The organism is Pontibacter amylolyticus, from assembly GCF_014638845.1.
Lineage (GTDB): Bacteria > Bacteroidota > Bacteroidia > Cytophagales > Hymenobacteraceae > Pontibacter > Pontibacter amylolyticus.
In genome coordinates, this window is record NZ_BMFP01000004.1 from 450,492 (window position 1) to 477,105 (window position 26,614).

The 26,614-nt window shown below is 53.5% G+C and carries 24 protein-coding genes; all 24 read left to right on the forward strand.

Annotated features, from left to right (window positions below; translation table 11 throughout):
* Nucleotides 1–77 precede the first annotated feature (77 nt).
* The 24 genes from IEV97_RS12560 (at nt 78) to IEV97_RS12675 (ending at nt 26,610) form a co-directional block, all read left to right on the forward strand.
* Nucleotides 78–245, forward strand: coding sequence for a hypothetical protein (locus IEV97_RS12560; protein ID WP_188501819.1), 168 nt, complete (start codon nt 78–80; stop codon nt 243–245).
* A 74-nt stretch (nt 246–319) separates the two neighbouring features.
* On the forward strand, nt 320–1,717 hold the full coding sequence (gene hslU / locus IEV97_RS12565; RefSeq protein WP_188501820.1) for an ATP-dependent protease ATPase subunit HslU: 1,398 nt from the start codon (nt 320–322) through the stop codon (nt 1,715–1,717).
* A gap of 309 nt (nt 1,718–2,026) precedes the next feature.
* The gene (locus IEV97_RS12570) at nt 2,027–2,761 is read left to right on the forward strand and encodes an SDR family NAD(P)-dependent oxidoreductase (protein WP_188501821.1); all 735 of its coding nucleotides are present in this window, start codon (nt 2,027–2,029) and stop codon (nt 2,759–2,761) included.
* 258 nt (nt 2,762–3,019) lie between these two features.
* Nucleotides 3,020–3,439: an IS1/IS1595 family N-terminal zinc-binding domain-containing protein gene (locus IEV97_RS12575; RefSeq protein ID WP_188501822.1), complete on the forward strand. Its 420-nt coding sequence runs from the start codon at nt 3,020–3,022 to the stop codon at nt 3,437–3,439.
* A 772-nt stretch (nt 3,440–4,211) separates the two neighbouring features.
* Entirely contained in the window at nt 4,212–5,552 is a 1,341-nt protein-coding gene (locus IEV97_RS12580; RefSeq protein WP_188501823.1) for a hypothetical protein, read from the forward strand.
* Nucleotides 5,553–5,582: 30 nt separating this feature from the next.
* On the forward strand, nt 5,583–5,846 hold the full coding sequence (locus IEV97_RS12585; protein ID WP_188501824.1) for a DUF4212 domain-containing protein: 264 nt from the start codon (nt 5,583–5,585) through the stop codon (nt 5,844–5,846).
* Nucleotides 5,847–5,872: 26 nt separating this feature from the next.
* Nucleotides 5,873–7,561 (forward strand): sodium:solute symporter family protein, encoded by a 1,689-nt coding sequence (locus tag IEV97_RS12590; protein WP_188501825.1) that lies wholly within the window; start codon nt 5,873–5,875, stop codon nt 7,559–7,561.
* Nucleotides 7,562–7,957: 396 nt separating this feature from the next.
* On the forward strand, nt 7,958–8,170 hold the full coding sequence (locus IEV97_RS12595; protein WP_188501826.1) for a hypothetical protein: 213 nt from the start codon (nt 7,958–7,960) through the stop codon (nt 8,168–8,170).
* 3 nt (nt 8,171–8,173) lie between these two features.
* The gene (locus IEV97_RS12600) at nt 8,174–10,900 is read left to right on the forward strand and encodes an ATP-binding protein (RefSeq protein WP_188501827.1); all 2,727 of its coding nucleotides are present in this window, start codon (nt 8,174–8,176) and stop codon (nt 10,898–10,900) included.
* Nucleotides 10,901–10,904: 4 nt separating this feature from the next.
* The gene (locus IEV97_RS12605) at nt 10,905–11,285 is read left to right on the forward strand and encodes a response regulator transcription factor (RefSeq protein ID WP_188501828.1); all 381 of its coding nucleotides are present in this window, start codon (nt 10,905–10,907) and stop codon (nt 11,283–11,285) included.
* Nucleotides 11,286–11,309: 24 nt separating this feature from the next.
* A complete protein-coding gene (locus IEV97_RS12610) occupies nt 11,310–13,235 on the forward strand; it encodes a propionyl-CoA synthetase (protein WP_188501829.1) in 1,926 nt (641 codons plus the stop codon).
* Nucleotides 13,236–13,379: 144 nt separating this feature from the next.
* Nucleotides 13,380–15,278, forward strand: a complete 1,899-nt coding sequence (gene acs, locus IEV97_RS12615) for an acetate--CoA ligase (protein WP_188501830.1) — start codon at nt 13,380–13,382, stop codon at nt 15,276–15,278.
* 177 nt (nt 15,279–15,455) lie between these two features.
* The gene (locus IEV97_RS12620; RefSeq protein WP_188501831.1) at nt 15,456–16,025 is read left to right on the forward strand and encodes a hypothetical protein; all 570 of its coding nucleotides are present in this window, start codon (nt 15,456–15,458) and stop codon (nt 16,023–16,025) included.
* A 113-nt stretch (nt 16,026–16,138) separates the two neighbouring features.
* A complete protein-coding gene (locus tag IEV97_RS12625; protein ID WP_188501832.1) occupies nt 16,139–18,076 on the forward strand; it encodes a DUF294 nucleotidyltransferase-like domain-containing protein in 1,938 nt (645 codons plus the stop codon).
* Nucleotides 18,076–18,771: a 3'-5' exonuclease gene (locus IEV97_RS12630; RefSeq protein ID WP_188501833.1), complete on the forward strand. Its 696-nt coding sequence runs from the start codon at nt 18,076–18,078 to the stop codon at nt 18,769–18,771. The genes IEV97_RS12625 and IEV97_RS12630 overlap by 1 nt, the downstream gene beginning before the upstream one ends.
* 73 nt (nt 18,772–18,844) lie before the next feature.
* Nucleotides 18,845–19,576 carry a TraB/GumN family protein gene (locus tag IEV97_RS12635; protein ID WP_188501834.1) on the forward strand — a complete coding sequence of 244 codons (732 nt, stop codon included), beginning with the start codon at nt 18,845–18,847 and terminating at the stop codon, nt 19,574–19,576.
* A 65-nt stretch (nt 19,577–19,641) separates the two neighbouring features.
* A complete protein-coding gene (locus IEV97_RS12640; protein WP_188501835.1) occupies nt 19,642–20,463 on the forward strand; it encodes an aspartyl protease family protein in 822 nt (273 codons plus the stop codon).
* Nucleotides 20,464–20,537: 74 nt separating this feature from the next.
* The gene (locus IEV97_RS12645) at nt 20,538–20,741 is read left to right on the forward strand and encodes a hypothetical protein (RefSeq protein WP_188501836.1); all 204 of its coding nucleotides are present in this window, start codon (nt 20,538–20,540) and stop codon (nt 20,739–20,741) included.
* A gap of 13 nt (nt 20,742–20,754) precedes the next feature.
* Entirely contained in the window at nt 20,755–21,351 is a 597-nt protein-coding gene (locus tag IEV97_RS12650) for a hypothetical protein (RefSeq protein ID WP_188501837.1), read from the forward strand.
* 152 nt (nt 21,352–21,503) lie between these two features.
* Nucleotides 21,504–21,884: a RidA family protein gene (locus IEV97_RS12655; protein WP_188501838.1), complete on the forward strand. Its 381-nt coding sequence runs from the start codon at nt 21,504–21,506 to the stop codon at nt 21,882–21,884.
* Between the two features lies 1 nt (nt 21,885).
* Nucleotides 21,886–22,446, forward strand: coding sequence for an NUDIX domain-containing protein (locus tag IEV97_RS12660; RefSeq protein WP_188501839.1), 561 nt, complete (start codon nt 21,886–21,888; stop codon nt 22,444–22,446).
* A gap of 68 nt (nt 22,447–22,514) precedes the next feature.
* The gene (locus IEV97_RS12665; protein WP_229733928.1) at nt 22,515–23,288 is read left to right on the forward strand and encodes a lysophospholipid acyltransferase family protein; all 774 of its coding nucleotides are present in this window, start codon (nt 22,515–22,517) and stop codon (nt 23,286–23,288) included.
* The gene (gene gatC / locus IEV97_RS12670; protein WP_188501840.1) at nt 23,263–23,550 is read left to right on the forward strand and encodes an Asp-tRNA(Asn)/Glu-tRNA(Gln) amidotransferase subunit GatC; all 288 of its coding nucleotides are present in this window, start codon (nt 23,263–23,265) and stop codon (nt 23,548–23,550) included. Before IEV97_RS12665 ends, gatC begins: the two co-directional genes overlap by 26 nt.
* A gap of 15 nt (nt 23,551–23,565) precedes the next feature.
* Complete coding sequence (locus tag IEV97_RS12675; protein WP_188501841.1) at nt 23,566–26,610, forward strand: tetratricopeptide repeat protein; 3,045 nt, start codon at nt 23,566–23,568, stop codon at nt 26,608–26,610.
* The last annotated feature ends 4 nt before the right edge of the window (nt 26,611–26,614 follow it).

The window sequence follows — 26,614 nt, forward strand, 5'->3', positions numbered from 1 at the left end:
GTGCGCACCTTGGCGGGAGCCGGCTGGCAGCCCATGCCCTTTAAGGAGCAGTAGGCGCGAGCTACAGGGCAGCGCATATGCCGGATCGTTTGTCGCTTAAGGCACACCACCTGCACAATTTTGACGTTGTATACCTGGGTGCCAACGGCAACGAAGTAGAAGAGGAAAAGAAGCTCGATGAGAAGGTGACTTCCTTCGGTCGGGCGGCACGCATGATGTCAACCTCCGCACTGACACGTTTCTGAAACGTAGAAGTAAAGAATAAGGCAGTCTGTACTTTGTATGGAGTGGCCGGTTTTGTAAATTTTAAATATCGAAAATGTTAGATTCAATTGAGCATTTAACACCAGCCCAGATTGTGGCGGAGCTGGATAAATATATTATTGGGCAGCAGGACGCCAAGCGTAACGTGGCCATTGCGCTGCGCAACCGCTGGCGCCGCATGAATGCCGACGAAAGCATTCGCCGCGAGATCGTGCCCAATAACATCCTGATGATCGGTGCGACCGGCGTTGGTAAAACCGAGATCGCCCGCCGCCTGGCCAAGATTGCCGATGCCCCTTTCACCAAAGTGGAGGCTTCCAAATTTACGGAGGTAGGCTACGTGGGTCGCGATGTGGAAAGCATGGTGCGCGACCTGGTGGAGCAGTCGGTGAACATGGTGAAGACAAAGAAGAAAGAGGAGGTAAAGCAGAAAGCAGCTGAGGTGGTGGAAGACATCATTCTCGATGCGCTGATCCCGCCTATCCAGGGTGGCCGCGCAACGCCGAGTTTTTCGAGCACCTCCGAGCCAAACGGCATGCCCGACAACGATTACGAACTGAACGAGCGCACCCGCGAGAAATTCAGAGAGAAGATCCGCAACGGCGAGTTGGAGGATCGCAAAATCGAGATCCGGGTGCAGCAGAGCGCTATGCCGGGCATGGGCGTGATGGGGCCGGGCATGGACGAGGCTTCCATGATGAACATCCAGGAGATGATCAGCGGCATGATGCCAAAGAAAACCAAGAAACGCAAAGTGAGCATCGCCGAGGCCCGCAAAATCTTGCTGGAAGAGGAGGCTGCCAAGTTGATCGACATGGACGAGGTGAAGGAAGAGGCCATTTTTAAAGCCGAGAACTCCGGTGTTATTTTTATCGACGAGATTGACAAAGTAGCCAGCGCAAGCGGCAAAGGCGGCAGTGGTCCCGACGTGAGCCGCGAAGGTGTGCAGCGCGACCTTTTGCCCATTGTAGAAGGCTCTACCGTGAACACCAAGTATGGCGTCATCAACACCGATCACATCCTGTTCATCGCCGCCGGCGCGTTCCACGTGGCCAAGCCGTCGGATCTTATACCTGAATTGCAGGGCCGTTTCCCGATTCGTGTGGAGTTGCAGAGCCTGACCAAGGAGGACTTCTACCAGATTCTGAAGTTCCCGAAAAACGCCCTGACCAAGCAATACGAAGCACTCCTGAGAGCAGAGAACGTAGAGCTGAGTTTTGCCGACGAAGCCCTGGATGAAATTGCCTCCATCGCTTTTGAAGTAAATTCGGAAGTAGAGAACATCGGTGCCCGCCGTCTGCACACGGTCATGAGCCGCCTGCTCAACGACATCCTTTTCGACGTGCCGGACAAAATCGGCCCCAACGCCCACATCGTGATCAACCGCGAAATGGTGCTCGAAAGGCTGTCGGATATGGTGAAGAACCGGGATTTGAGCCAGTATATTCTTTAAGTTTAGGAGTTTAAGAGTTGAGGAGTTTGGGAAGTGTAGTTGGTAGGGACAGGTCGCGACTTGTCCGAATCGTGCGCCGGTCCTCGCAATAAAGGCGTAAGCGCTAAACCCTGACTGGTACATAAAAGCGAGTCTGTGACTCGAGAAAAGGAAAAGCTGGTGTTTCTGTAAAGGCAGAGGCATCAGCTTTTTGCTCTTAAAAACCACATCCAGTAGGTATAGGTATAACCAAATCTTATATCCCCTTCGTACTTTAGGAACGAAAAGTGTCACTTTCTAACTTCCAAACTTTTAAACTTTCTAACTACTGTGAACTACTACTTTATCACCGGAACGAGCAAAGGTATAGGCAAGGCCATTGCGGAGGAATTGCTGCAGGACAAGAACAACTTTGTGATTGGCGTATGCCGCAACAGCACTATCCAGCACAAAAACTACCGCCACCAGCCCCTCGACTTTTCGGATATACCTGCCGTGGAGCACAACCTGCATAAGGTATTTGTCCCTTACAACGACGCCGAAAAACTCGTGCTGATCAACAATGCCGGTGTGCTGGGTGAAATTGGCTATGTAGGCGAGGGCATGCCGAACGAGCGTTTTGAGTTTGTGTTCGACGTGAACGTGATTGTGCCGGCCATGCTGATGAACAGTTTTCTGCAGGTATACCGGCCGCTGCAAGTGCCCAAAGTGATTGTGAACGTGAGCTCAGGGGCGGGCAAATACCCGATCGACGGCTGGGCCAGCTACTGCGCTTCCAAGGCGGCGATTGATATGCTGTCGCAGACGGTGCAGCAGGAGCAGAACGTGCGTGCCTCAGGAGTGCGGGTATTCTCCTTATCGCCGGGCGTGGTGGACACTGCCATGCAGGAGCACATCCGGGAGAGCGACGCGCAGAAATTCAGTAACGTGCAGCGCTTCCGTGATTACAAAGAACAAGGGGAATTGGCCTCACCGGAAGAGGTGGGTCGCAAAATTGTCTGGTTCCTGAACAACACCGACGAATTTAACGAAGTAATGGTGTCGGTAAGAGATATAGAGGCATAAGTAGCCCTTGCAGCACAAACCTAATTATATCCAAATCATCAAAAAAGCCCTCCCATTCCAGGAGGGCTTTTTTGATTATCCATGCGCAGGTATGGCTATACCTAGAAGTGATTGTTATAAAATATAAAGAGACTTTTGCGATTTTGTTCTAACCGACTGATACTTAAAAATATATACTTTATGCATAATTTGCTAAATTAATATAGTTATGCTAAATTGGTATAGCTAATGCTGAAAGCCGCTATACCTTAGTATGTTATGAAGAATCCCCTGTGTCCGCGTTGCAGTGCTTTGGAGGTCGTGAAAAGCGGCATCATCAACGACAGGCAGCGTTATCGCTGTAAAAAGTGCAGCTATTACTTCACAGTGAACAAGCTCGGCAAGGGGATCGACAGCTATTACGTGACCAAAGCGCTGCAACTCTACATTGAGGGCATCAGCTACCGCGAGATTGAACGGATCCTGGGCGTAAGCCACGTTTCGATTATGAACTGGGTGCGCAAGTATAAAATAAAGGCGCCCGAGCAAACCGAGTACCACCCGACCTACAAGATCCTGAACCACGCCGAACTGGTCGAACACATGAAGAACAGCGCCAATCTGAAAGGGGCCGGCATGATGATCACGGAACTTGGTGACAAGTACATGATGATCAAATGGAAGCGGTTTAAGGATTGATTGGATTGTTAAATTGCTGAAGGTTAAATTGTTGGTTTTTTTGGTGTGATAAGTGCCATTATCCTCAATCTCGCTCGCTACTGGTGGGTGGGTCTAACAATCGGCTGGCGCCCCGCTGCTAGTGCACGATTAACACACCCCTGCTCCTCTCAAGAAGGGATTTTCTGCTGTCGTTTTAAGGTATAGTGTTGTAGTTTCAGTAGTTCCTTTGCAGTACCGGGTCCAACCACCCCTACTCCTCCTTATCCAAGGAGGGGAGCTTCTGCCACTACTACTTTACAGGTATAAGCTTCGTCGTTTCTGTCGCAGACCACTGACAGGTATAGCAAGACTAACTTGCCCCGCTGGCAATGAAACAAACAGCATCAGCCAAGTGCACTTTCGACGATTTTGTGTTTGAGCGGTCAGCGAGTTTAAAATCGTCTTGATTTTTTTGCTTACTTTTTTCATCAAGGAAAAAAGTAAGTGCCCGCCGCACAGGCGAAGCTATAGAACAGCACAGGTTGCTATATCTAAGAGGCTACCGCTACGCCTGCCCCCAACTATCCCTATGCAGAACCACAGCTGCGCTGACACCAAACCCTCTATCTTTAAAAAAAACAGGTATAGCCGTACCTCAGGATTCCCTGAAAAAGCCCATTTCTATACCTGTGTATACCAACTTACCAAATATATACACCTCTTTACCCTTTTTCATAAATCTTCCTTAAAATAGATAAAGAATTCGGGGAAACAGCTGACCTCTCTTCACCTTAACATTTAGTATTCCAAAATGAAAAAACTGTTACTATATGTAGCGGCAGGGCTGGTGCTTTGCTGCGCAGGAAGAGGTGCGTCTGCACAAGGCTCCACAGAGTATGGCGCGGGTATAAAAATACCTGTGAACGAAGACGGCTCCAAGTATATCCGTTTCATCACCTGGCACCAGGTGTGGGTCCGATACAACGAGCACAACTCGGGCACTATTCGCAACGGTGAACCCGTGGACAATACCCTCGACTTCGGTTTGCGCCGCTCCCGTTTCCTGACCTATTCGCAGATTTCCCCCCGTTTCCTGGTACTCCTGCACTTTGGTATCAATAACCAAAACGCGGTTAGTGGCGGTGTAAACCCGACTCTGGATGGCAAGAAGCCGCAGATCTTCATTCACGATGCCTGGACAGAATATAAGGTGTTCGACAAGGCACTTTCCATCGGGGCGGGCCTTCATTACTGGAACGGTATCTCGCGCAGTACCAACGCCAGTACGCTCAACTTCATGGCCATCGACGCACCGATCTTCAACTGGGCCACTATCGATGCCGCCGACCAGTTCGCCCGTATGCTGGGCGTGTATGCCAAAGGCAAGCTCGGCAAACTGGACTACCGCATGGCTGTGAATGATCCTTTCCTGACCAACACTGCACAGGCTATCGGCCCGGCAGCCAACTACAATCCACAGAACAACAATAAGGTATACCAGGGCTATTTTAACTGGCAGTTCCTGGAGCAGGAGTCGAACCTCTTGCCATTTATGGTGGGCACCTACCTGGGCAGCAAGCGCGTATTCAACATCGGGGCGGGCTTCCTGCACAACAAAGACGGCATGTGGCGCGAGCAGAATACCATCAATGGTTTCATTGTTGAAAAAGAAAACATCAACCTGTTTGGTGTGGATGCTTTTTTGGATCTGCCGCTTAATACCGAAACCAACACAGCCCTGACAGCCTACGGCGTGTACTACAACTACGACTTCGGTAGAGACAACGTGCGCAACATCGGTATCATGAATCCTGCACAGGGCGGTGGCGCACTGCGCGGCAATGCTTTCCCGACCATCGGTACCGGCGACATCCTCTACGGACAGGCGGGTTATCTGCTTCCTAAAGATTTAATCACTGAGAAAGCCCGTCTCCAGCCCTACGCCGCTTACAGCTATGGCAGCTTAGACGGCGTTCAGAACAGCCGTGGCGAGAAAGTGCCTGTGAAAGTGCTCGACCTGGGCGCCAACCTTTTTCTGGAAGGACATCACTCCAAACTCACGCTCAACTACCGCAACCGGCCAGACTTCACGAACCCGGACAACCTGAAGTACCGTCCGGAAATCACCTTGCAGGCCATGATCTACTTGTAACAGAACCTCAAAAAACAAATCGCTATACCCATGGAAAATAACAAGAACAGAATGCAGGAGTACTGGCAGCGCAATGTGCGCATCCTCCTGACGCTATTGGGCCTTTGGTTCACCGTGTCCTATGTCTTCGGCATTTTGCTCGTCGACGAGCTCAACCAGTTCCGACTGGGTGGCTTCAAGCTGGGCTTCTGGTTTGCGCAGCAGGGCTCTATTTATGTGTTTGTGATCATCATCTTTATCTATGTATGGCTGATGAACAAGCTCGACCGCGAATTTGACGTGCACGAAGATTAATCTCCCAAAAATAACACCTTAAGACAATGGATATCTTAACCTGGACATACATCATCGTGGGCCTGACCTTCGCCCTCTACATTGGCATCGCCATCTGGTCGCGGGCTGGTTCTACAAAAGAATTTTACGTGGCAGGCGGCGGCGTGAGCCCTCTGGCCAATGGTATGGCAACGGCCGCTGACTGGATGTCGGCTGCGTCGTTCATCTCCATGGCGGGCCTTATCTCGTTCATGGGCTACGACGGCTCGGTATACCTGATGGGCTGGACGGGTGGTTACGTGCTCTTGGCCCTGTTACTGGCGCCGTACCTGCGCAAATTTGGTAAGTTCACCGTCCCTGATTTCGTGGGCGACCGCTACTACTCCAAAACTGCCCGCCTGGTGGCGGTTGTCTGCGCCATTTTTATCTCCTTTACCTACGTGGCCGGACAGATGCGCGGGGTGGGCATCGTGTTCTCCCGCTTCCTCGAAGTGCAGATCGAAACCGGTGTGATCATCGGTATGATCATCGTGCTGTTCTACGCCGTGTTGGGCGGCATGAAAGGCATCACCTATACCCAGGTAGCCCAGTACTGTGTGCTGATCTTCGCCTACATGGTGCCGGCCATTTTTATCTCGATGATGCTGACAGGCAACCCGATTCCGCAGTTAGGGATGGGCAGCACGCTGGCCGACGGCACTTACCTGCTGGACAAACTGGACGGCCTTTTGCCGGAACTCGGCTTCACGGCCTATACCGATGGCAGCAAGGCTACGATTGACGTGTTCTTTATCACGGCGGCCCTGATGGTGGGTACGGCCGGTCTGCCGCACGTGATTGTGCGCTTCTTCACGGTGCCAAAAGTAAAGGATGCCCGTAAGTCGGCAGGTTATGCGCTGGTGTTTATCGCCATCCTCTACACAGCGGCTCCTGCGGTGGGTGCCTTCGGTATGTACAACATGCTGCAGACGACCAGTAACCAGCCCATCTCAGCGATGCCACAGTGGGTGAACAACTGGGAGAAGACAGGCCTGATTGGTGTGGACGATAAGAACGGTGACGGACGCATTCAGTATGTGAAAGATCCGGCCGTCAACGAGCTCAAGATCGACAAAGACATCATGGTGTTGGCGAACCCGGAAATCGCTCAGCTTCCGAACTGGGTGATTGCCCTGGTAGCGGCAGGTGGTCTGGCAGCGGCGCTTTCTACAGCGGCCGGTCTCTTGCTGGTAATCTCTACCTCCATCGCCCACGACTTGCTCAAAAAATCAGTGATGCCAGGTATATCAGAGAAGCAGGAACTGGTAGCAGCCCGTTTAGCGGCAACGTTCGCGGTAGTGGTGGCCGGTTATTTCGGTATCAATCCTCCGGGCTTTGTAGCCGAGGTAGTAGCTTTTGCCTTCGGTCTGGCCGCGGCGTCTTTCTTCCCTATCATCATCATGGGCATCTTCTCCAAGCGCATGAACAAGCAAGGCGCCATTTGGGGCATGATCTCAGGCTTGCTATTTACGATCAGCTACATCTCCTACTTCAAGTTCATCAACCCAGCCGCCAACCTGCCTGAGAACTGGTTCATGGAGATCTCTCCGGAAGGTATCGGTACTGTGGGTATGATCATCAACTTTGTTGTGTCGTTCCTCGTGTCCCGCTTCACACCTGCTCCTCCAGCCCACATCCAGGAACTGATCGAGGATATCCGTATCCCAAGAGGTGCTGGTGAGGCAGTGGCGCATTAAGGTTGGGTTGTTGATGGCTAAATGGTTAAATTGTTGGATGGTTGATTCGGTGGCTTTGCCATCGGTCAGCCATTCGACAGTTTGCTGGATTGGAAGATTGTTCGCAGAGATTGGTCATCCCCCTGCCCCCTTCAAAGGGGGACTTCCTACACGAGAATTCCCCTTTGGGGGAAGGGGCCCTCGACAAAGAGAGGGGTAGGGGTGTGTTTATTTAGTTAAAGCCGAACTGCATCCACTACAAGCTTATACTTAGGAAAAGTAGAGGCTAAAGTCCCCCTTTGAAGGGGGCAGGGGGATGACCAATCGTGCACAAGCAACTTTCTAACTTCTAACGTTCCAAACTTTCTAACTTAAAACAACTCTCAAACTCCTAAACTCTCTAAATCCCAAACTCCCATGCGTGACCGCTCTAAAGGCAGACGACTCTTTTTCATCAGCGCCCTGTTCATGGTGCTGTTGAATTTTCCGGTGCTTTCGATTTTCAACTCGGGAGCGACGGTGAGCGGGGTGCCCGTGCTATACCTGTACCTGACGGTGGTGTGGCTGTTTTGCATTGCGGCGATCGCGTTTTTCATTAACCGTCAGAACCCCAGAAAGGAGCGGAAATAACCCATGAACTCCTGGCTTGTCATCGGTGTGTCGTTTTGCTACCTGGCTTTGCTTTTCGCGCTGGCTTCGTGGGCCGAAAGGCGTTCGGCTGCGGGCAGGAGTCTCGTGGGAAACCCCTACATTTATGCGCTTTCCATGGCCGTGTACTGCACCGCCTGGACCTATTACGGGTCGGTGGGAAGGGCCGCCACAACGGGTTTGGGGTATTTGGCGATTTACATCGGTCCGACGCTGATGGCGCCGCTCTGGTGGGTGGTGCTGCGCAAGATCATCCGCATCTGCAAAGTGCAGCGCATTACCACCATCGCCGACTTTATCTCGTCGCGCTACGGCAAGAACATCACGCTGGGCAGCATTGTCACTATCATCTGCGTGCTCGGCATTATACCTTATATTTCCATCCAGCTCAAGGCGATAGCCAGTAGTCTGGACATCCTCACAGGGGCTAACGAAGTGGGCCGCAGCCCGCTGTTTGGCGACACGTCATTCTTCATTACACTGGGCTTGGGTCTGTTCACGATTGTATATGGCACGCGGCACGTGGAGGCTACTGAGCGGCACGAGGGTATGGTAACTGCCATCGCCTTTGAGTCGCTGTTCAAGTTGGTGATCTTTATCGTGGCGGGTGTTTTTGTGACCTACGGCGTTTTCAACGGCTTCGGCGACATCATGCAACAGGCCACGCAGCTGCCGGATTTTGAACGACTGATGACCTTCGACAACGACAGCGGCTTTTCGCAGTGGTTCTGGATGGTGGTGCTGTCTATGCTGGCGGTTCTTTTTTTGCCGCGCCAGTTTCAGGTGGCCGTGGTGGAGAATGTGAACGAACAGCACCTGAACAAAGCCATGTGGCTGTTTCCGCTATACCTGTTCGCCATCAACATCTTCGTGCTGCCCATCGCCTTTGGCGGCGATTTGCTGTTCGGCAGCGCAGGTATAGACGCTGATATGTTTGTGCTGGCGATCCCGTTGAGCGAGGGACAATCACTCCTCGCTTTGCTGGTATACCTGGGCGGCTACTCCGCTGCGACAAGTATGGTGATTGTAGCGACCATCGCCTTGAGCGTGATGGTGAGCAACAACCTGGTGATGCCGCTCCTGGTAGGTATACCTGCCATTAAAAACCGCTATCAGAATCAACTCACCAAACTCTTGCTTTTCAGCCGCCGACTCGGCATTCTGGTGATTTTGTTGCTGGCCTATTTGTATTACAAGGGCGTAGCGGAACATTACTCACTCGTGGAAGTCGGGCTGGTGTCGTTTGCGGCGGTGGCGCAGTTTGCACCCGCCATTATCGGGGGCATTTTCTGGAAAGAGGGCACCAAGAGCGGGGCGCTGGCAGGTATAGTGGTCGGGGCCGTGCTTTGGTTCTATACCCTGGTGGTGCCATCGATGGTGGGGGTGGGCATGTTGCCAAGTTCTATTCTGGAGAACGGTCCGCTAGGTATAGCCTTGCTAAAACCCTTTGAATTGTTCGGGTTGCAGGGGATGGACTACATCTCGCACGCCATGTTCTGGAGCATGTTTCTGAATGTGGGGCTTTACATCGGTGTGTCGCTTCTGAGCAAGCAGACGTCGCAGGAGCGCAACCAGGCCGAGGTGTTTGTGGACATTTTCAAGTACTCCACCGTGTTTGAGAGTTCCATCGTCTGGAAAGGCACAGCCTACATCCCGGACATCAAATCTTTGCTGGTGAACTTCCTGGGTGAGAAAAAAGCCGAGGTGGCCATGAAGGCTTACAAGCGCAAATACCCCGAGCCCGAAGACGAATCAGGCAAGGCCGACCCGAAACTGGTGACGTATGCCGAGAAGGTCCTGTCGGGTGTCATCGGGTCTTCCTCGGCCCGCATCATGGTGTCGTCGGTGGTAAAGGAGGAGGAAATCAGCATCGACGAGGTGCTCAACATCCTGAAAGAATCCCAGCAACTGATCTCGATCAACAACGAACTGCGCCGCAAATCTATGGAGCTGCGCCGCGCCACCGAGCAACTCCGGAGCGCCAACGAGCGGCTCAAGCAACTCGACGAACTCAAGGACGAGTTCCTATCCACGGTCACGCATGAGCTGCGCACACCGCTCACTTCTATTCGGGCCCTTTCCGAAATCCTGTACGACAACCCCGACATGGAGCGCGAAGACCAGGAGCATTTCCTGCAAACCATCGTGAAGGAATCGGAGCGGCTGACGCGACTGATTACGCATGTGCTAGATCTGGAGCGCTTCGAATCGGGCAAGCAAAAGCTCAACCTGGGGCCTGTGCAGATAGAGGAGGTAGTGCGCGAATCGGTGCAGGCGCTGGAGCAACTGGTGCAGGGGAAAAATGTAGAGCTGGTGGTGGATGTGCAACAAAACCTTCCTGTCATCAACGGCGACAGAGACCGCCTGATGCAGGTGATGGTCAACCTCGTGTCCAACGCCATCAAGTTCTGCCATCCGGAGCACGGCCGCATCATCGTTTCGGGCTACTACATCGACGGCGACATCAAAGTGAACGTGGTGGACAACGGCAAGGGCATCGATCCTGAGTTTCACAAACAAATATTCGACAAGTTTTACCAGGCGCAGAACCAGAACATCCGCAAACCCGAGGGCAGCGGACTGGGGCTGCCAATCAGCAAAAAGATTATTGAATCGCACCGGGGGCGCATCTGGGTGGAGAGCGAATTGGGCAAAGGGGCCAAGTTTTCGTTCGTGCTTCCGGTGAGAGTAAATGTGCCCGCAAACGTATAAAACTATGAGTGCCAAAGAGAAATTGAAGGTGTTGGTCGTGGATGATGAGCCGAGCATCCTGATGCCGTTGGAATTCCTGATGCGCAAGAACGGCTACCAGGTATACATTGCCCGCAACGGTACCGAGGCCATGGAGAGTGTAGACAAGGAGCGACCCGACGTGGTGTTACTCGACATCATGATGCCCGACGTGGATGGCTACGAGGTATGCCGCCACATCCGCGGGCAGGAAAATATGAACGGCGCGAAGGTGATCTTCATGAGCGCCAAGACCAAGGACGCCGACATCAAAAAAGGCTACGACGTGGGGGCAGACCTGTACATTCCGAAGCCCTTTTCGACGCGCTTCCTGATGGAGAAGATCAAGGAGCTGACACAGAGTTAATCGTAATAAAAAGACGCAGGAGATATGGAAACAGTAACCCACACCTACAGCTCGTACGCCGAGGCCTACGAAAGAAGCATACAGGACCCCGAGGGCTTCTGGGGCGAACAGGCGCGGCAGATTGCCTGGTTCGAGGAGCCGAAGCAGATCCTGACCACCGACGAGAACGGCTTCTACCGCTGGTTCGCGGGCGGCAAGCTTAACACGGCCTATCTGGCGCTGGACTACCATGTGGAGAACGGCCGCGCCGACCAAACCGCCCTGATCTACGACTCGCCCGTAACCAACACCATCCGCAAGTACAGCTACCGCGAGTTCCGCGACCTGGTGGCCCGCTTTGCCGGTGCACTGCGGGGTTTGGGCGTGGGCAAAGGCGATACGGTGGTGATCTACATGCCCGTTATACCCGAGGCCGTAGTCACCATGCTGGCTTGCGCCCGGCTGGGAGCCATTCACTCGGTGGTGTTCGGGGGCTTTGCGCCGCACGAGCTCACGGTGCGCATCGACGATGCCCGTCCGAAGGTGGTTATCTCCGCTTCCTGCGGCATTGAGTTCGATAAGTACATTCCGTATAAACCCTTGCTCGACAAAGCCCTGAGTGACAGCAAGCACAAACCCGAGCATACCATCATTTTGCAGCGGCCCTACGTGGAAGCCGACATGCAGCCAGGCCGTGACCTGGACTATATGGATGTGCTGCAGAAAGCACAGCCAGCCGACTGCGTACCCGTTGACGCGCACGACCCGCTTTACGTGCTCTATACCTCCGGCACCACCGGCAAACCCAAAGGCATCGTGCGCGATAACGGTGGCCATGCCGTGGCGCTCAAATTCAGCATGAAAGCCGTGTATGGCGTAGACCCGGGTGATGTATTCTGGGCCGCCTCGGATGTGGGGTGGGCTGTGGGGCACTCGTATCTGGTTTATGCCCCGCTGATCCATGGCTGCACCACGGTGCTGTTTGAAGGCAAACCGGTTCGTACCCCCGATGCCGGCACTTTCTGGCGCGTCATCATGCAACACGACGTGAAGGTGCTCTTCACGGCCCCAACCGCCATCCGCGCCATCAAAAAAGAAGACCCTGACGGGATTGAAAAAATCAAGTATGACCTGCCTTCGCTCAAGTACCTGTTCCTGGCCGGCGAGCGCTGCGACCCCGCCACCTACTACTGGGCAAAGGATCTGCTGCGCATACCTGTCATTGACCACTGGTGGCAAACCGAATCGGGCTGGCCGATGGTGGCCAACATGGTCGGCTATGGCCTGAAGCCAACCAGACCGGGCTCCGCGGGCCTGCCGGTGTGTGGGTACAAAGTAGAGATTCTGGGTGAAGAAGGACAGGAGCTTATACCTGCACAGGAAGGCTACGTGGCCGTGAAGCTGCCGCTACCTCCGGGCTGCCTACCTACCTTGTGGGAAGACAATGATCGCTTCTACAAATCCTATCTTGACCGCTTCCCGGGCTATTACATGACCGGCGATGGGGGATATATGGACGAAGAAGGCTATATTTATATCATGGGCCGCATAGACGATGTGATCAACGTGTCCGGTCACCGCCTCTCAACCGGAGAGATGGAAGAGATGGTCGCCTCGCATCCCGCCGTGGCCGAGTGCGCCGTGGTAGGTATAGCCGACGACCTGCGGGGGCAGCGCCCCATCGGTTTGGTCGTGCTCAAAGACGGACAGAGCATCAGCGAACAGCAAATCGAGCAGGAGCTGATCGCGTTGATTCGGGAGAAGATCGGAGCCGTGGCCTACTTTCGCAACGCCCTGATTGTAAAGAGACTGCCCAAGACCCGCTCTGGTAAGATACTCCGCAAAATATTGCGCAACATCGCTGACGGGGTGCACTACGCTATACCTTCCACCATCGACGACCCGGCTATTTTAACGGAGATTCACGATGACCTGAAGGAGCGGAAAATCGGGAATGCTTTTTTGGAGTGACCACACCCCAGCCCTCTACTAAGAAGGGGGTAGGGGGATGACAATCGTTCCCAAGAAACACTTGTAGGGACAGGTCGCGACCTGTCCGAATCGTGCACCAATTACCAATTGAATAAACCTTAATCACCATAACAAACCGATACCATGCCTAACATTCAAATCAAGACTTATCAGGAATACGAGGAGGCCTATAAGCGCAGCATTGATGACCCGGAAGGGTTCTGGTCCGATATAGCGAGCACCTTTACCTGGCGCAAGAAGTGGAACACCACACTGGAGTGGAACTTTGAGGAGCCGAACATCAAGTGGTTTAAGGGAGGCAGGCTGAACATCACCGAAAACTGCCTGGACCGTCACCTGAAAACCCGCGGCAACAAGTTGGCCCTGATCTGGGAGCCCAACGACCCGAAAGAGAGATTTGTACGCTATACCTACCGCGAACTGCATGAAAAGGTGTGCCAGTTCGCCAACGTGCTCAAAAAGAACGGCGTGAAGAAAGGCGACCGGGTATGCATTTACATGCCGATGATTCCGGAGCTGGCCTTTGCCACACTGGCATGCGCCCGCATCGGAGCCATTCACTCGGTCATCTTCGCCGGTTTTTCCGCCGTGGCCATGTCCGATCGCATCAACGACGCGCAGGCCAGTATCGTGCTGACCTCTGACGGTCTGAACAGAGGTGCCAAGCAAATTCCGGTGAAGCGCGTAGTAGACGAGGCGCTGGAGAAGTGCCCTTCTGTGAATAAGGTAATTGTGGTAGAGCGCCTGGGCTGGGCTGTGAACATGGTCGAAGGCCGCGATGTGTGGTACCACGACGAAGTGCAGGGCGTGAGCAAGGACTGTCCCGCCGAAGAAATGGACTCGGAGGATATGCTCTTTATCCTCTATACCTCCGGCTCAACGGGCAAACCCAAAGGCGTGGTGCACACCTGCGGTGGCTACATGGTCTACGCCCAGTATACCTTCAGCAACGTGTTCCAGGTACAGGAAAACGATATTTACTGGTGTACTGCCGACATCGGCTGGATCACCGGCCATACCTATCTGCTCTACGGTCCGCTCCTGTCAGGCTCTACTTCGCTGATGTTCGAAGGCGTGCCTAGTTACCCGGACATGGGCCGTTTCTGGCAGGTGGTCGATAAGTTTGGCGTGAACATTTTCTACACTGCGCCAACCGCCATCCGCTCCCTGATGGGTGGTGATATTGACGATGTGCTGTCCTACAGCCTCGACTCCCTCAAAGTGCTGGGCTCTGTGGGCGAACCGATTAACGAGGAGGCCTGGCACTGGTATCATACCCACGTGGGCAAGGAGCGTTGTCCGCTGGTAGATACCTGGTGGCAGACCGAAACCGGCGGCATCATGATCTCAACCATTGCAGGTATAACACCGATGAAACCTAGCCATGCTGCCTTGCCGCTGCCAGGTATACAGCCGATACTGGTTGACACCGAGGGCAATGAGATTACCGAGAACGAAGTGGAAGGCCACCTCTGCATGAAGTTCCCGTGGCCAGGCATCATCCGCACCACCTACGGCGACCATGAGCGCTGCCGCCTGAGCTACTTCTCCACTTACAAAGGCCTGTACTTCACCGGCGACGGCGCCAAGCGCGACAAAGACGGCCTGTACCGCATCATCGGCCGCGTGGATGACGTGATCAACGTGTCCGGTCACCGCTTCGGAACCGCCGAAATCGAAGATGCCATTAACCACAACGACCATGTGGTGGAGTCTGCGGTGGTAGGCTACCCGCACGATGTGAAAGGGCAGGGCATTTACGCTTTTGTAATCTGCAAAGAAGTGCCGGAGCGTGAAGATTACCTGCGTGCTGAGATCATTGAGACGGTGGTGGAGAAGATCGGTAAGATCGCCAAGCCGGACAAGATCCAGATCGTGAGTGGTTTGCCCAAGACCCGTTCCGGCAAGATCATGCGACGCATCCTGCGCAAAGTGGCCGAGGGCGATACGTCCAATCTGGGCGACACTTCTACCTTGCTCGATCCGGATGTAGTCGATGAGATCAAAGCGGGTGCTTTGTAAGTTTTTTAATTGATAAGTTTAGTTGAATGCGTAAAGTCCTGCGGCGTTTGTTGCAGGACTTTTGCTTTATCATTCAGAATATCGTTTAAAAGGATAGATGGATTATGAGCTGTTTTGTTAAATTGTAGGAGAATTACGATTAGTTGTGCTTCCATCCTTTTAAACTACTTTTTGCTTATGCGATTTATCTTTCTCGCTCTTTCACTTAGTATGTTTTTGGTTACAGCCCATGCACAGAAACCAAAGGAAATGGCCATACAGGAGATAGTCTTACAAGACACTTTTTTGGTGAAGCAAATAATCCAATTGATTGAGGAGCAAAAAAATGTACAAGATGGCCCTTTTCAAAAAGGCTTGGGCTATGTTAGAGTAACAGCGGAGCAAGTATCGCGAGGAGACACATTGCTGATCTATAATCTGAATACTGAGTTTAGCTCGCTGGATGGCCAGCGAGCTAAATTTCCCAATTATTATGCAACTGTAGCCAATAGATTGGTTTTTGTTTATGTACCGTTATTAGATATGTTAGGTACCTCAGTTTATAGCTCCAAAAGTAAAGACACATTAAAAGCAAAGCTTGAGCCGTTTTTGCCTAAAGCGGAGACATTGATTTGGAAAAACGAGAAAGGAAAAGTGGTACATGTCGACGAGAAATTCAGAAGCGGGGAGCTCATGCAAATGCATGGAGGTAAAACCATTTACATGCTCAAGGAAAAACCACCTGTTGTAGTTCGAAATATATATTAGCGTGACGGTTAGATACGTCAATTGCGTTAAAACTTGTGTTCGTTTAGCATATAGGTGTCAGTATATTTTCCCTGTCAAAATTTCACGTACTTCAACAGGTATAAGTCCACGCTATGAAGCCCTCGAACGTCATACAGGAACGTGTCCATGAGTTCCTGAATTTCTATCCACCCTTCAACCTGATTGACCCGGAAAAACTGCGTCAGCTGGCGAGGCAGGTACGGGTGCTATACCTGGAACCGGAGCAGGTGCTTTTCTCACAGGGTGATACGGCACACGAGTTTTTCTACGTCGTGCGGCAAGGATCAGTGCGTCTGGAACAGGCAACCGAAGGCGGCGACCCGAAGCTACTGGACGTGTGCGATGAGGGGGATGTGTTTGGGGTGCGGGCGCTGATCGCTAAAAAGAATTACTCTTCCACGGCTACCTCTGCGGAGGAGTCGCTGGTGTACGCTATACCTATCGCAGCCTTTGAGCCCATCCTAACCGAGAACCCGCAGGTAGCGCTGTACTTCGCAGCAGGTTTTGCGGCAGGGCAGCCGGTGCAGAACCCCACCTTGCGCGATGCGCAAAGAGCGCGGCTAGGACTGAGCACCATTGCGACTTCATCCATTCCGCTGCACCTCGAAGATGCCCTGAAGATCGATACGGCCAAAAGCATTGTCGCTTGTCCGCCCGATACATCCATCCGGCTGGCCGCCCAGATGATGAGCGACAAAGACTCGAGTTTTATGATGGTGATCGACGCCGAAGAGCGGCCCCTGGGTATTCTGACCGACACGGACCTGCGGCGGCAGGTAGTGGCGGGGCACGTGGCCATCGACGATCCGGTGAAGGTGATCATGTCATCGCCCGTCATCACGACCGTGCCCAATCCGCCGATGGCTGATGCGCTGATCAACATGATCCGCAACAAGGTGAAGCACCTGTGTGTGACGACCAATGGCACTGTGAACTCGAAAGCCTTGGGAGTGCTCACGGAGCACGATCTGTTGCTGGCGCAGGGCAACAACCCGGCCGTGCTGATTTCCGAGATCCGCCAGACCCGCGACATGGCCTCACTGCCAGGTATACGCGACCGTGCCGAGGAGCTTTTGCTGAAGTACCTGGAGCAGGAGGTGAGTATTTCGTTCATCGCCAACATCATCACCGAGATCAACGACGCCATCATTGTGCGGGCGCTGCAGCATGCCGAAAAGGAGCTGGGCGAGCCTCCCGTGCACTACTGTTGGTTGTCGCTGGGCAGCGAAGGGCGCGAAGAGCAGCTCCTGCGCACCGACCAGGACAACGCTTTGGTGTTCGAAGACAAGAACATCGCGCTGGAGAAGGAGTACCAGGAGTACTTTGTGAAACTGGCCGCTATCGTGCGCGACATCATGGTGCAATGCGGCTTCGAGAAGTGTCCCGCCGACATGATGGCCAGCAACCCGAAGTGGTGCCAGCCGCTCCATACCTGGAAGCAGTACTTCTACAACTGGATACACGAGCCGACTGAGGAGGCGCTGATGCATACCTCCATTTTCTACGATTACCGACCGGTGTACGGTGACTTCAACCTGAGTCGGCAGCTGACAGACTACATCTACGACAACATTCAGCAAGAGCGCATCTTCCTCCCTTTCCTGGCGAAGCATGCGCTGCAGAGTCCGCCGCCGCTGAGCTTTTTCCGCAACTTTATCGTGGAGCGGGGTGGGGAGCACAAAGACCAGTTCGACATCAAACTGCGGGCCATGACACCACTGGTGGACGCCGCCCGGGTGCTCACACTCGATAACCGCATCGCCGGTCAGAACAATACCTTCAAGCGTTTCGAGAAATTGGCCGAACTAGAGCCGCAGAATGCCGAGCTATACCGGGAGGCCGCCATGGCCTACGAGATCATGATGCGCTTCCGGGCACTCAACGGCTTGCGAAACAAAAACTCCGGCCGCTACCTCAACCCCAACCAACTCAACAAGCTGGAGCGGCAGACGCTGCGCAGCACCTTCAAACCCATCAGCGACATGCAGGAGCTCCTGCAGGTGCGCTTCCAACTTAACTACCTCGGCTAATGGAGTGGCTGAAAGAGCTCATACACCAGCTGCAACCAGTCGACAAGAACGCCCCTGCTTTCTGGCACAGGTATAGCGCTGCCCTGAAAGAGCAGGTACCGGGGAGCACCCCGCTTGACGAGGCTGAGTTTGTGGTGTTCGATACCGAGACAACCGGGCTCGACCCAGGCACTGACAAAGTACTCTCCATGGGAGCCATCAAGGTGCGCAATTTGCAGGTGCTCGTGTCCGATACGTTCGAATGTCTGGTACAGCAGGAGGGGGCGCCGTCCACCAAAAGCGCCGAGGTGCACGGCTTGCTCTCCAAGGAGCTTGATCAAGGTATAACGGAACGGGAAGCGGTAGAGGGTTTCATTGATTTCATCGGGAGTGCCACACTGGTCGGGCAGCATGTAGCCTTCGACATTGCCATGGTCAACCAGATGCTCAAGCGGCAAGGTATAAGAGGCAAGCTCCGCAACCGCTCTGTCGACACAGCGCACCTGGCCATCCGGTTGGAGCGCCGACATGCCGACAGCCATACCTTAAAAACGGGAGAGTATAGTTTAGACGCCCTTTGCGAAAGGTATAGCCTGCCCACCGATGACCGCCACACCGCCTCCGGCGATGCCTTTACGACGGCCCTATTGCTGCTCAAGCTGCTCTCGCTGGCGAAGAAGCGGGGCGTTATGACGGTGAGGGAATTGATCCGGTAAAAATCAATAATAGCATTAAATCTGACTCAGTGGAGAGAACAGTTACAATCTTGCTTAGACATAAACACACTAAATGAAGAAGACACTGCTTTACACATGCTGCCTACTCCTGCTGTTGAGTTCCTGTTCCGGAACCCAGGAACCAGCAGCAGGTCTGCTCTGGAAAATCACGACGACGGACGGCAGAGAAGCCTTCCTGTTCGGGACCATGCACGAGTACCCCTCAGACCAGATCGCAATAAGCGATGATGCCATGGCTGCGCTTGAGACGTGCAGTGTGCTGGCCACCGAGCTAAACCTGCGGGACAAAGAGGACCAGGCACTGTTTAGGAAACACAATAAGTTTCAGACGGGAGCAAAAACCCATCAGGTGCTGCTGAACAGATACGGCGCAAGCCTCAAAAGCATGGAAGGTACGTTGATGCAGGTAGCTGACAGGCACCAGATCCGAATAACCGGACTCGAAACGGCCATGGAAGTACTGGGAGTTTTGGAGCAGATTCCATTGCCGGTAGAGGGTCTCACGGATGAGCAGATACTGGCCCAGGCCGAACGCCTGATTGAACTTTACAAGGGCGGTGAGATAGATGTTGTAGCCAATGAAATGTTAGACAAAGAGCTGGGGCCTGATATAAGAAACCTGATAGTAGACCAACGCAATTTAAACTGGCTGGACGATATCGAAAACCTGATCCGGCATGAGCGGGCTTTTATCGCCGTAGGGATGGGGCATTTGGGAGGTGAGAAAGGGCTGATAAGTCTGCTCAGGCAGAAAGGTTACAGGGTAGAACAGTTCAGGAACTAAACAGTGGGACGCTTCCTGACGTTGATGCTAGAATGATTGATGTGTCAGCACGAAACCTGATCAGTATGAAAACACTCCTACTAAGCCTGCTGCTGAGTCTCGCGCTTGTCTCCGGAGCCAGCGCCCAGGAAACGATTCCGCTCAAAAACTACTTCCGGGAATTGAAACAGGTGGAAGTGACCATACAGGGGCAAACGTATAATTTTCTGTTCGACACCGGCGGCGGCGAAACCTTTGTGTCGCCCGAAGTGGCCCGGAAACTGGGCCGTACCGTGTATGGCCGTGGCACCGCTTACCGGATGAGGGGGGAGCAGTTCAACTATCAGAAAGCGGACTCTGTTGCATTGCAGGTGGGGAAGGTCTCCTTTTCTCCTGCAACGGTGGGTGTTTGGGACGTCATGAGCATTTTGCCGGAGGGACTTCCCAAAGTGGACGGGGTGCTCTCACTCAAAACCTTCCGGGACAAAGTGCTCACGATCGACTTAGCCGCCAGTCAGCTGACACTGCAGACACCAGCCTCACTCAAAAGGCAGCGCAGCAGACTTACGCCGCTAAAAAGCCGCTTTGCCAGCGGGTTGGACGGAAACGAGCTCACTGTTTTTCTGGAAATTCCGCGCCGGAAGCACTCTTACTGGTTCCTCTTCGACACAGGCAACATCAGCGAGTTGCTCCTGTCGCACCACACGGCCGCCGAATGGGGACTTCAGAACGACACCACTTCCCAGCGCATCGCCCTCAACCCCATTGCTTTACTGCTAGGTAATCGTAAATTGGTAAGCCAGGCGGCGGCCGAAAGCATCCTTTACGACGGGGTGCTTAACTATGGGCTGATCAGCCAGGCCAGATTCACGATCGACTTTACAACCAGAGAGGTATGGATGCACTAATACTGATTGTGTATATTGCCCAATTGCAGCATCTTCCTCATCATTTTAACTAACGAATACATAACCCTGAACTTATGAAAAAACACCTTCTTGTCTTCGCCCTTGGCGCTTTAATGCTTACAGGCTGCAACAGCACGCCCGACACCGAGGAAACAACCATCACCAAACCCGAAGCCGATACGGCGCCAGCCGATACAGCCGGTGCGGAAATAGACAATACCAGAGTTGAGATTGAAGAAGCTGCTGCCGAAGTAGATTCCTTGTTGAACGAAATTTAAAGGATAGCCTAGCATGAAAAAGCAGATCATCAGAACCATCGGACTGGGCATGGCGCTTGGCCTGACAATAGCCGTAACTCAATCGGCCGTGGCGCAACAAGGCAAAGGCAACGCCAACAGGCAAGCTAGGGAGTCCGGCGAAGAGCAGGAGGCCCGTGAGAAAAACCAGAACGCCAAAGGTAACAAGGATCACCAGAAAGAAAACAAGCGTGATGAAAAGCAGGAGAGAGTCCAGCGCGACCGTGCGCAGACCCAGGGAAAGAAAGGCCAGCAGCAAGATGAGGATACGGACAATGGCAATGCTTACGGCCAGGACAAAGGCGACATGAGCGGCCGTGAGTTTGGCCAGAACCGGGCGGCTGAGGCTCGTATGACGGGCGAGGAAAGAAAGGCCCGACTGCTTACGACAGTGGATGAAGGAGACAGTAAGGTTAAAGAAGCAAAAGGCCGGATTGCGAAAGCAAAAGACGAACTGGAAAAAAACAGAAGGTCCGGGCAAATGACCGATGCTGAAGTGGATGAGAGAAGAGTAGCCATTGAGCGGGCGGAAAATGCCGTGCGCGTGCTGGAGGAGCGGGTGAAAGCCGGCAGAGCTAGACTGCAGCGATAAAATAAATATTGCTATACCTGTAGGGCCTGCAACAGCTGCGCTTTTAACGCCTGGCTGTTGCAGGCTTTTGTGTAAGCGGGGCTGATTGTTTATAGATTAATTTTTCTATACCTTATCTTTGCTCGGAATCAGCGTTCAAACAAGCCAAACATATGTCCAGAAAAGCTTTTAATGCCGAAGGAGCGGTAGCCGTAGGCCCGTATTCGCATGCAGTGGAATCAGGAGAACTGGTTTTCCTGTCCGGCCAGACGCCCATTGACTCCAGCACCGGGAAGCTGGTACAGGGCGACATCGCCGCGCAAACAGAGCAGTGCTTCCAAAACCTGTTTCAGGTGCTGGCTTCAGCGGGTTTAACGCCCGACGATGTGGTAAAAGCAAATGTCTTCCTGACCGACATGGACAATTTTGAGGCGATGAACAAGGTATACGCGACTAAATTTGCCTCGCCATACCCTGCCCGTACCACCATCGGCGTGGCTTCGCTGCCGCTGGGTGCGCAAGTGGAGATAGAGATGATTGCCAGAAGGAAATAACATGATGATTGACGAAAAACACAACCCCTGGACCACCCTGTCCAGCAAAGAGATTTACCAGAACCCCTGGATAAAGGTGCGCGAAGACCAGGTGCTCAACCCCAATGGCGGCGAGGGCATCTACGGCGTGGTGAGCATGAACAACAAAGCAATCGGCATTATACCTGTTGATGACGAAGGCTATACCTACCTGGTGGGGCAGTACCGCTACCCGCTCAACGAATACAGTTGGGAAATACCGATGGGCGGCGGCCTGATCGAAAACGACATCCTGGCCTCGGCGAAGCGGGAACTGCAGGAGGAAACCGGTTTTACGGCCGAAAAGTGGACCAACATTGCCCGTCTGCATACCTCCAATTCCGTGACCGACGAAGAGGGTTTCGTTTTCCTGGCGCAGGAACTAAAGGCCGGCGAAACCGCTTTTGAAGAGACGGAGGTTATTCACATTCGGCGCGTGGCCTTTGAGGAGGCTGTGCGCATGGTCATGGACAACGAAATTACCGACGCCATCAGCGTGGCAGGTATACTCAAAGCGGCCATTTTGCTGCAGCAGGAAAAGTAAGCGGGCAAAGCCTGTTTGCCGGAGCGCCTCTGATTGATAACTGGTGGATTATTCTTACATTTGAAGGCATGAAAGCGCTTAAATACCTGTCCCATCGCCTCTATACAACCTGGTGTGTTACCTGGTTTGTGATGCCGTTTGTGGTCACGTATCCGTTTCAGGCCATACTAATCCGCAAGCAGCGCTGGCACCCGCACGTGCACGGCATCAACCGCTTCTGGTCCTCATCGGCCCTGCGCATGTTTCTGGCGCCGCTGCAGGTGGAGTGGCGCATGCGCTTCGACCGCAAAAAGCAGTATATTTTCACGCCGAACCACAGCTCATACCTCGATATTCCGCTGCTGCTGCATGCCGTCCCGGGATTTATTAACTTTGTCGGCAAGAGTTCGCTCACCAAAGTGCCGCTCTGGGGGAAGGTATACGAAAAGCTCTACATTGCCGTAGACCGAAAGAGCGCCATCAGCAGTGCCAAGAGCTACATACAGTCGGTGCGAACGCTGGAGCAGGGGCGCAACCTGGTGATCTTTCCGGAGGGCACGATTCCGCCCACGGCCGGAGAGGAGCTGCTGGCTTTTAAAGACGGTCCCTTCAGGTTAGCCATCGAGAAGCAGTTGCCGGTGGTGCCGGTTACCATGCCCTATAACCACAAGTTCCTGCCCGATCTGGACGGCAAGCTGAAAGTGCGCTGGCATCCGCTCAAGATCATCATACACGAGCCGATCGAAACCAAAGGCATGACGCTGCAGGACCTTCCTGCCCTGAAAGAACAAGTATTCAATATCATACAAGAAGAACTTAAGAAACATAATCCGATAGATGTCAACCGATATACAAACCATTAGAAAGATCGCGCACCTGGCCCGACTGGAGTTTAACGAGGAGAAAGAGCAGGAAATGCTGCAGGACCTGAACAAGATACTGAACTGGGTGGACCAGCTTCGCGAACTCGACACCGAAAACGTAGAGCCCCTCATTCACATGTCAGAGGAAGTGAACGTGATGCGCGAAGACCTGGCGCAGAACACCGTATCGCACGACGAAGCGCTGAAAAACGCACCAAGAAAAGACTCCGATTATTTCAGAGTGCCGAAAGTGCTCGAATAGTCCGTCGGTTTGTCTATGAACAAAATCAAGTTTTGGAACAGTTGGGATGCGGACACCAGGTATCCCTTTCTGTTTTTGCTGATTGTGGCCGCGCTGGCGCTCATGCTGGGGGTATACCATTACTTTACCGGTGAGAGCAATTTCCTGGCCTGGGACAAGCTGCCCGAACTGCAGGCAGTGCAGGTGCCGGTGCACGAGTTCTCTCGATTGCTGGAGTCCTTCACCCTGTATGCCGACGGCTACCTGCTCACAGAGCAGTATGATGTGGCGATGCCCGTCCTCAATAAACTCGCTGCAGTAGGCCTGATGCTGTTGATGGCCCTTTGCCTGGCCTTCTATGCCGCAGCGATCACCACCATGAAGCGCATCCCTTACTTTGCGGGAATGCTGTTACTCATGATGCTGCTGGCCTCTTTCAACCTGGATCTGCTCGGCGTGATCGGCAACAGCACCGGGCAGACCACGCTGCTCGTATCGATCGTGCTTTTTGCCTTGGCCAGCTATGCTTTTCAGGCATTTTATCAGCAGGTTTCCTTCAGTGTGCGTGTTATGGCGATGATTGCGCTGATCAGTTTGCTGGGGGCTTTCATTTACACGGAGTCGGACTTTACGCCACTGCTCACCACCATGCACCTGGCCAATTACAGCTCGCTGGCGCTCATGGTGGCTTCCCTGCTTTTTATGATCTGGGTGGGTTACGAAAACATCAATGCTTTGCTCTGGATCAACACACAGGCAGCCAAGCCGGAGCGTCGCTTCAGTGTATGGCAGTTTGCGTTGGTGAGCGTGCTATACCTGGTGAACCTGGTGCTGCTATACCTGCGCCACGTCGGCTATGTGAAAGGGGATTTTTTTTACATCAATGCTTTCGTTATCCTGCTTTTCTCAGCGATAGCCGGCTTTTGGGGCATGCGCCAGCGCGAGACCCTGTATGGCAGGCTTTTCCCTTTCAAGCCCACCGGGGGCATCATCTACCTGGTGTTTGCCACCATCACTTTCCTGAGCATCGGCTACGCTTATGCCACCGCCAACGATTCCGCTATTTCCGTCTTCCATAACCTGATCGTCTACACGCACCTGGCCTTTGGAGCCTTCTTTTTCCTGTATGTGATGGTAAACTTCGGGGGATTGATCAAGCAGCGGCTGGCTGTGTACAAGGTAGTCTACCAACCCAAGCGGTTGCCGGTGTACACCATTTACACGATGGGAGCTATTCTGCTGGCCATCCTGGTGATGCGCACGCAATTCAGGGTCTATTTCAATGCCTACGCCGGCTACTACAGCTACCTCGGTGACCTGTACAAGGGCTCTGAAAACGATATACTGGCAGAGCGTTTCTACAGGGAGAGCGATCTGTTTGATAACCACAACACGAAGGCGAGCTTTAGCCTGGCTGCCATGTACCGTGCGCAGAACGAGCGCAACAAAGAGATTCTAACGCTGCAGGAGGCGCTGGAACGGAGCCCGAACCCGAAGCTCTACATTCGTTTGGCTAACCTGTATGACCGCAAGCAGTACTTTTTCGAAAAGCTGTACGTGCTGCAGCAGGGGGCCGAGGCCTTTCCTAAGAATGGGGAGATCTACAACAACCTGGCCCTGCTATACGCGCAGACAAGCGTGCACGACAGTGTCGCCTATTATTTCGATCGGGCACAGCAGTATGCAGAGAATAAGGACGTAGTGCGCAGCAACCGGATGGCCTACTATACCCGCCAGGCCATGCCTGAAGAGGCCAAGGAACTGCTAGCCGAGATCCGCTCCACCAAATACAAGCCGCTTCGCAGCAACATGGCGGCTCTTAGCCAGCTGCTGGGGCGTACTTCCGATATCAAGGAAGATGACTTTGTGCCGGACTCGCTGGAGCAGGTGGAGGACCTGACCCTATTCTACAACAAAACCATTTCCAGTGTAAACAAAGGCGATACCTCGTTGTTGAAACCTATCAACCGCTACCTGGGCTCGCAGGAAAACAGGCTCTTTATGGAGGACCTGCTATACCTGAAAGGGATGGTGCACCACTACGACGGCAGGCCGAAAGAGGCGCGCAGCGTGGTGGAGAACCTGGCACTGGCTGCAGGCGAACGCAGCGGCTACTACTACAATGCCCTGGGGCACTGGATGATGGAGGAAGAAAACTACGGTATAGCCGCCCATTATTTCAAAGAGGCCAAAGACAGGGGCTTTACGCAGGCATTTCTGTCGCACGCCTACGCGCTGGCCCTCAACCACCAGTCGGATGAGGCGGTGGTGGCGCTGCGCGATGTTGCCTTTACGGAACTGGAGTCGGCGGTTGCGGTGGCACAGTCACTAGAGGAGGTGCTGGAGCAGGCGCCGTCTGCCATCATCACAAAGGCCCCGGACCGCGACAAAGTACAGTACCTGATCGCCTACCTGCCCGATCTGCTGCCAGCGGATGTGGACCGCATCGTGAAGAGTGTGCAGGAAAAAGACCTGCGTCGCGAGGCACTGGTGGCCAAAGTGGACTACTACATGGGAAGAAGGCAGTGGAAGCTGGCTAACGAGGCCATCAAAGAGGCCGCCGCCGAGCTGCAGCCGGAAGGAGAGCTCCGCTCCAGGCTCAACCTGCAGCAAATGCGCCTGTGGCTCAACACCAAGAACCAGGAGGTGCTGGTCAAGCGGATGGATAACTTATACCTGACACCGAAGGACAAACGGCACAAACTGTACTTCCGGGCCAAAATTGCCGAAATAAAAGGCCGTGACCGCGAAGCCGCCGAAAGGTATAGCCAGGCTCTGAAGATGCTGCTGTTCGATGAAAATGTGGTCGAGAATGCCGCCGCTTTCTTTGCCAGGTATAGCCCTGGCGAGATGCAGGCCTACGACATCCTGCTGGACGGAATCACCTATAATCCGTACTCTGTCAGACTGCACAAAGCCTATGCGCTGGAGAGCCTGAATAGGGGGCTTGTCAATTACGCAGACGAGGCGCTTGTTTCGCTGCGCAACTTGCTTCCTGCTTCGGAATATAGTACTTTTAAAGAGAAATTTGATAAACAGCGCCGAGCGAAAGAGGCAGAGGCGGACCAATGGCAACTCTAAAACG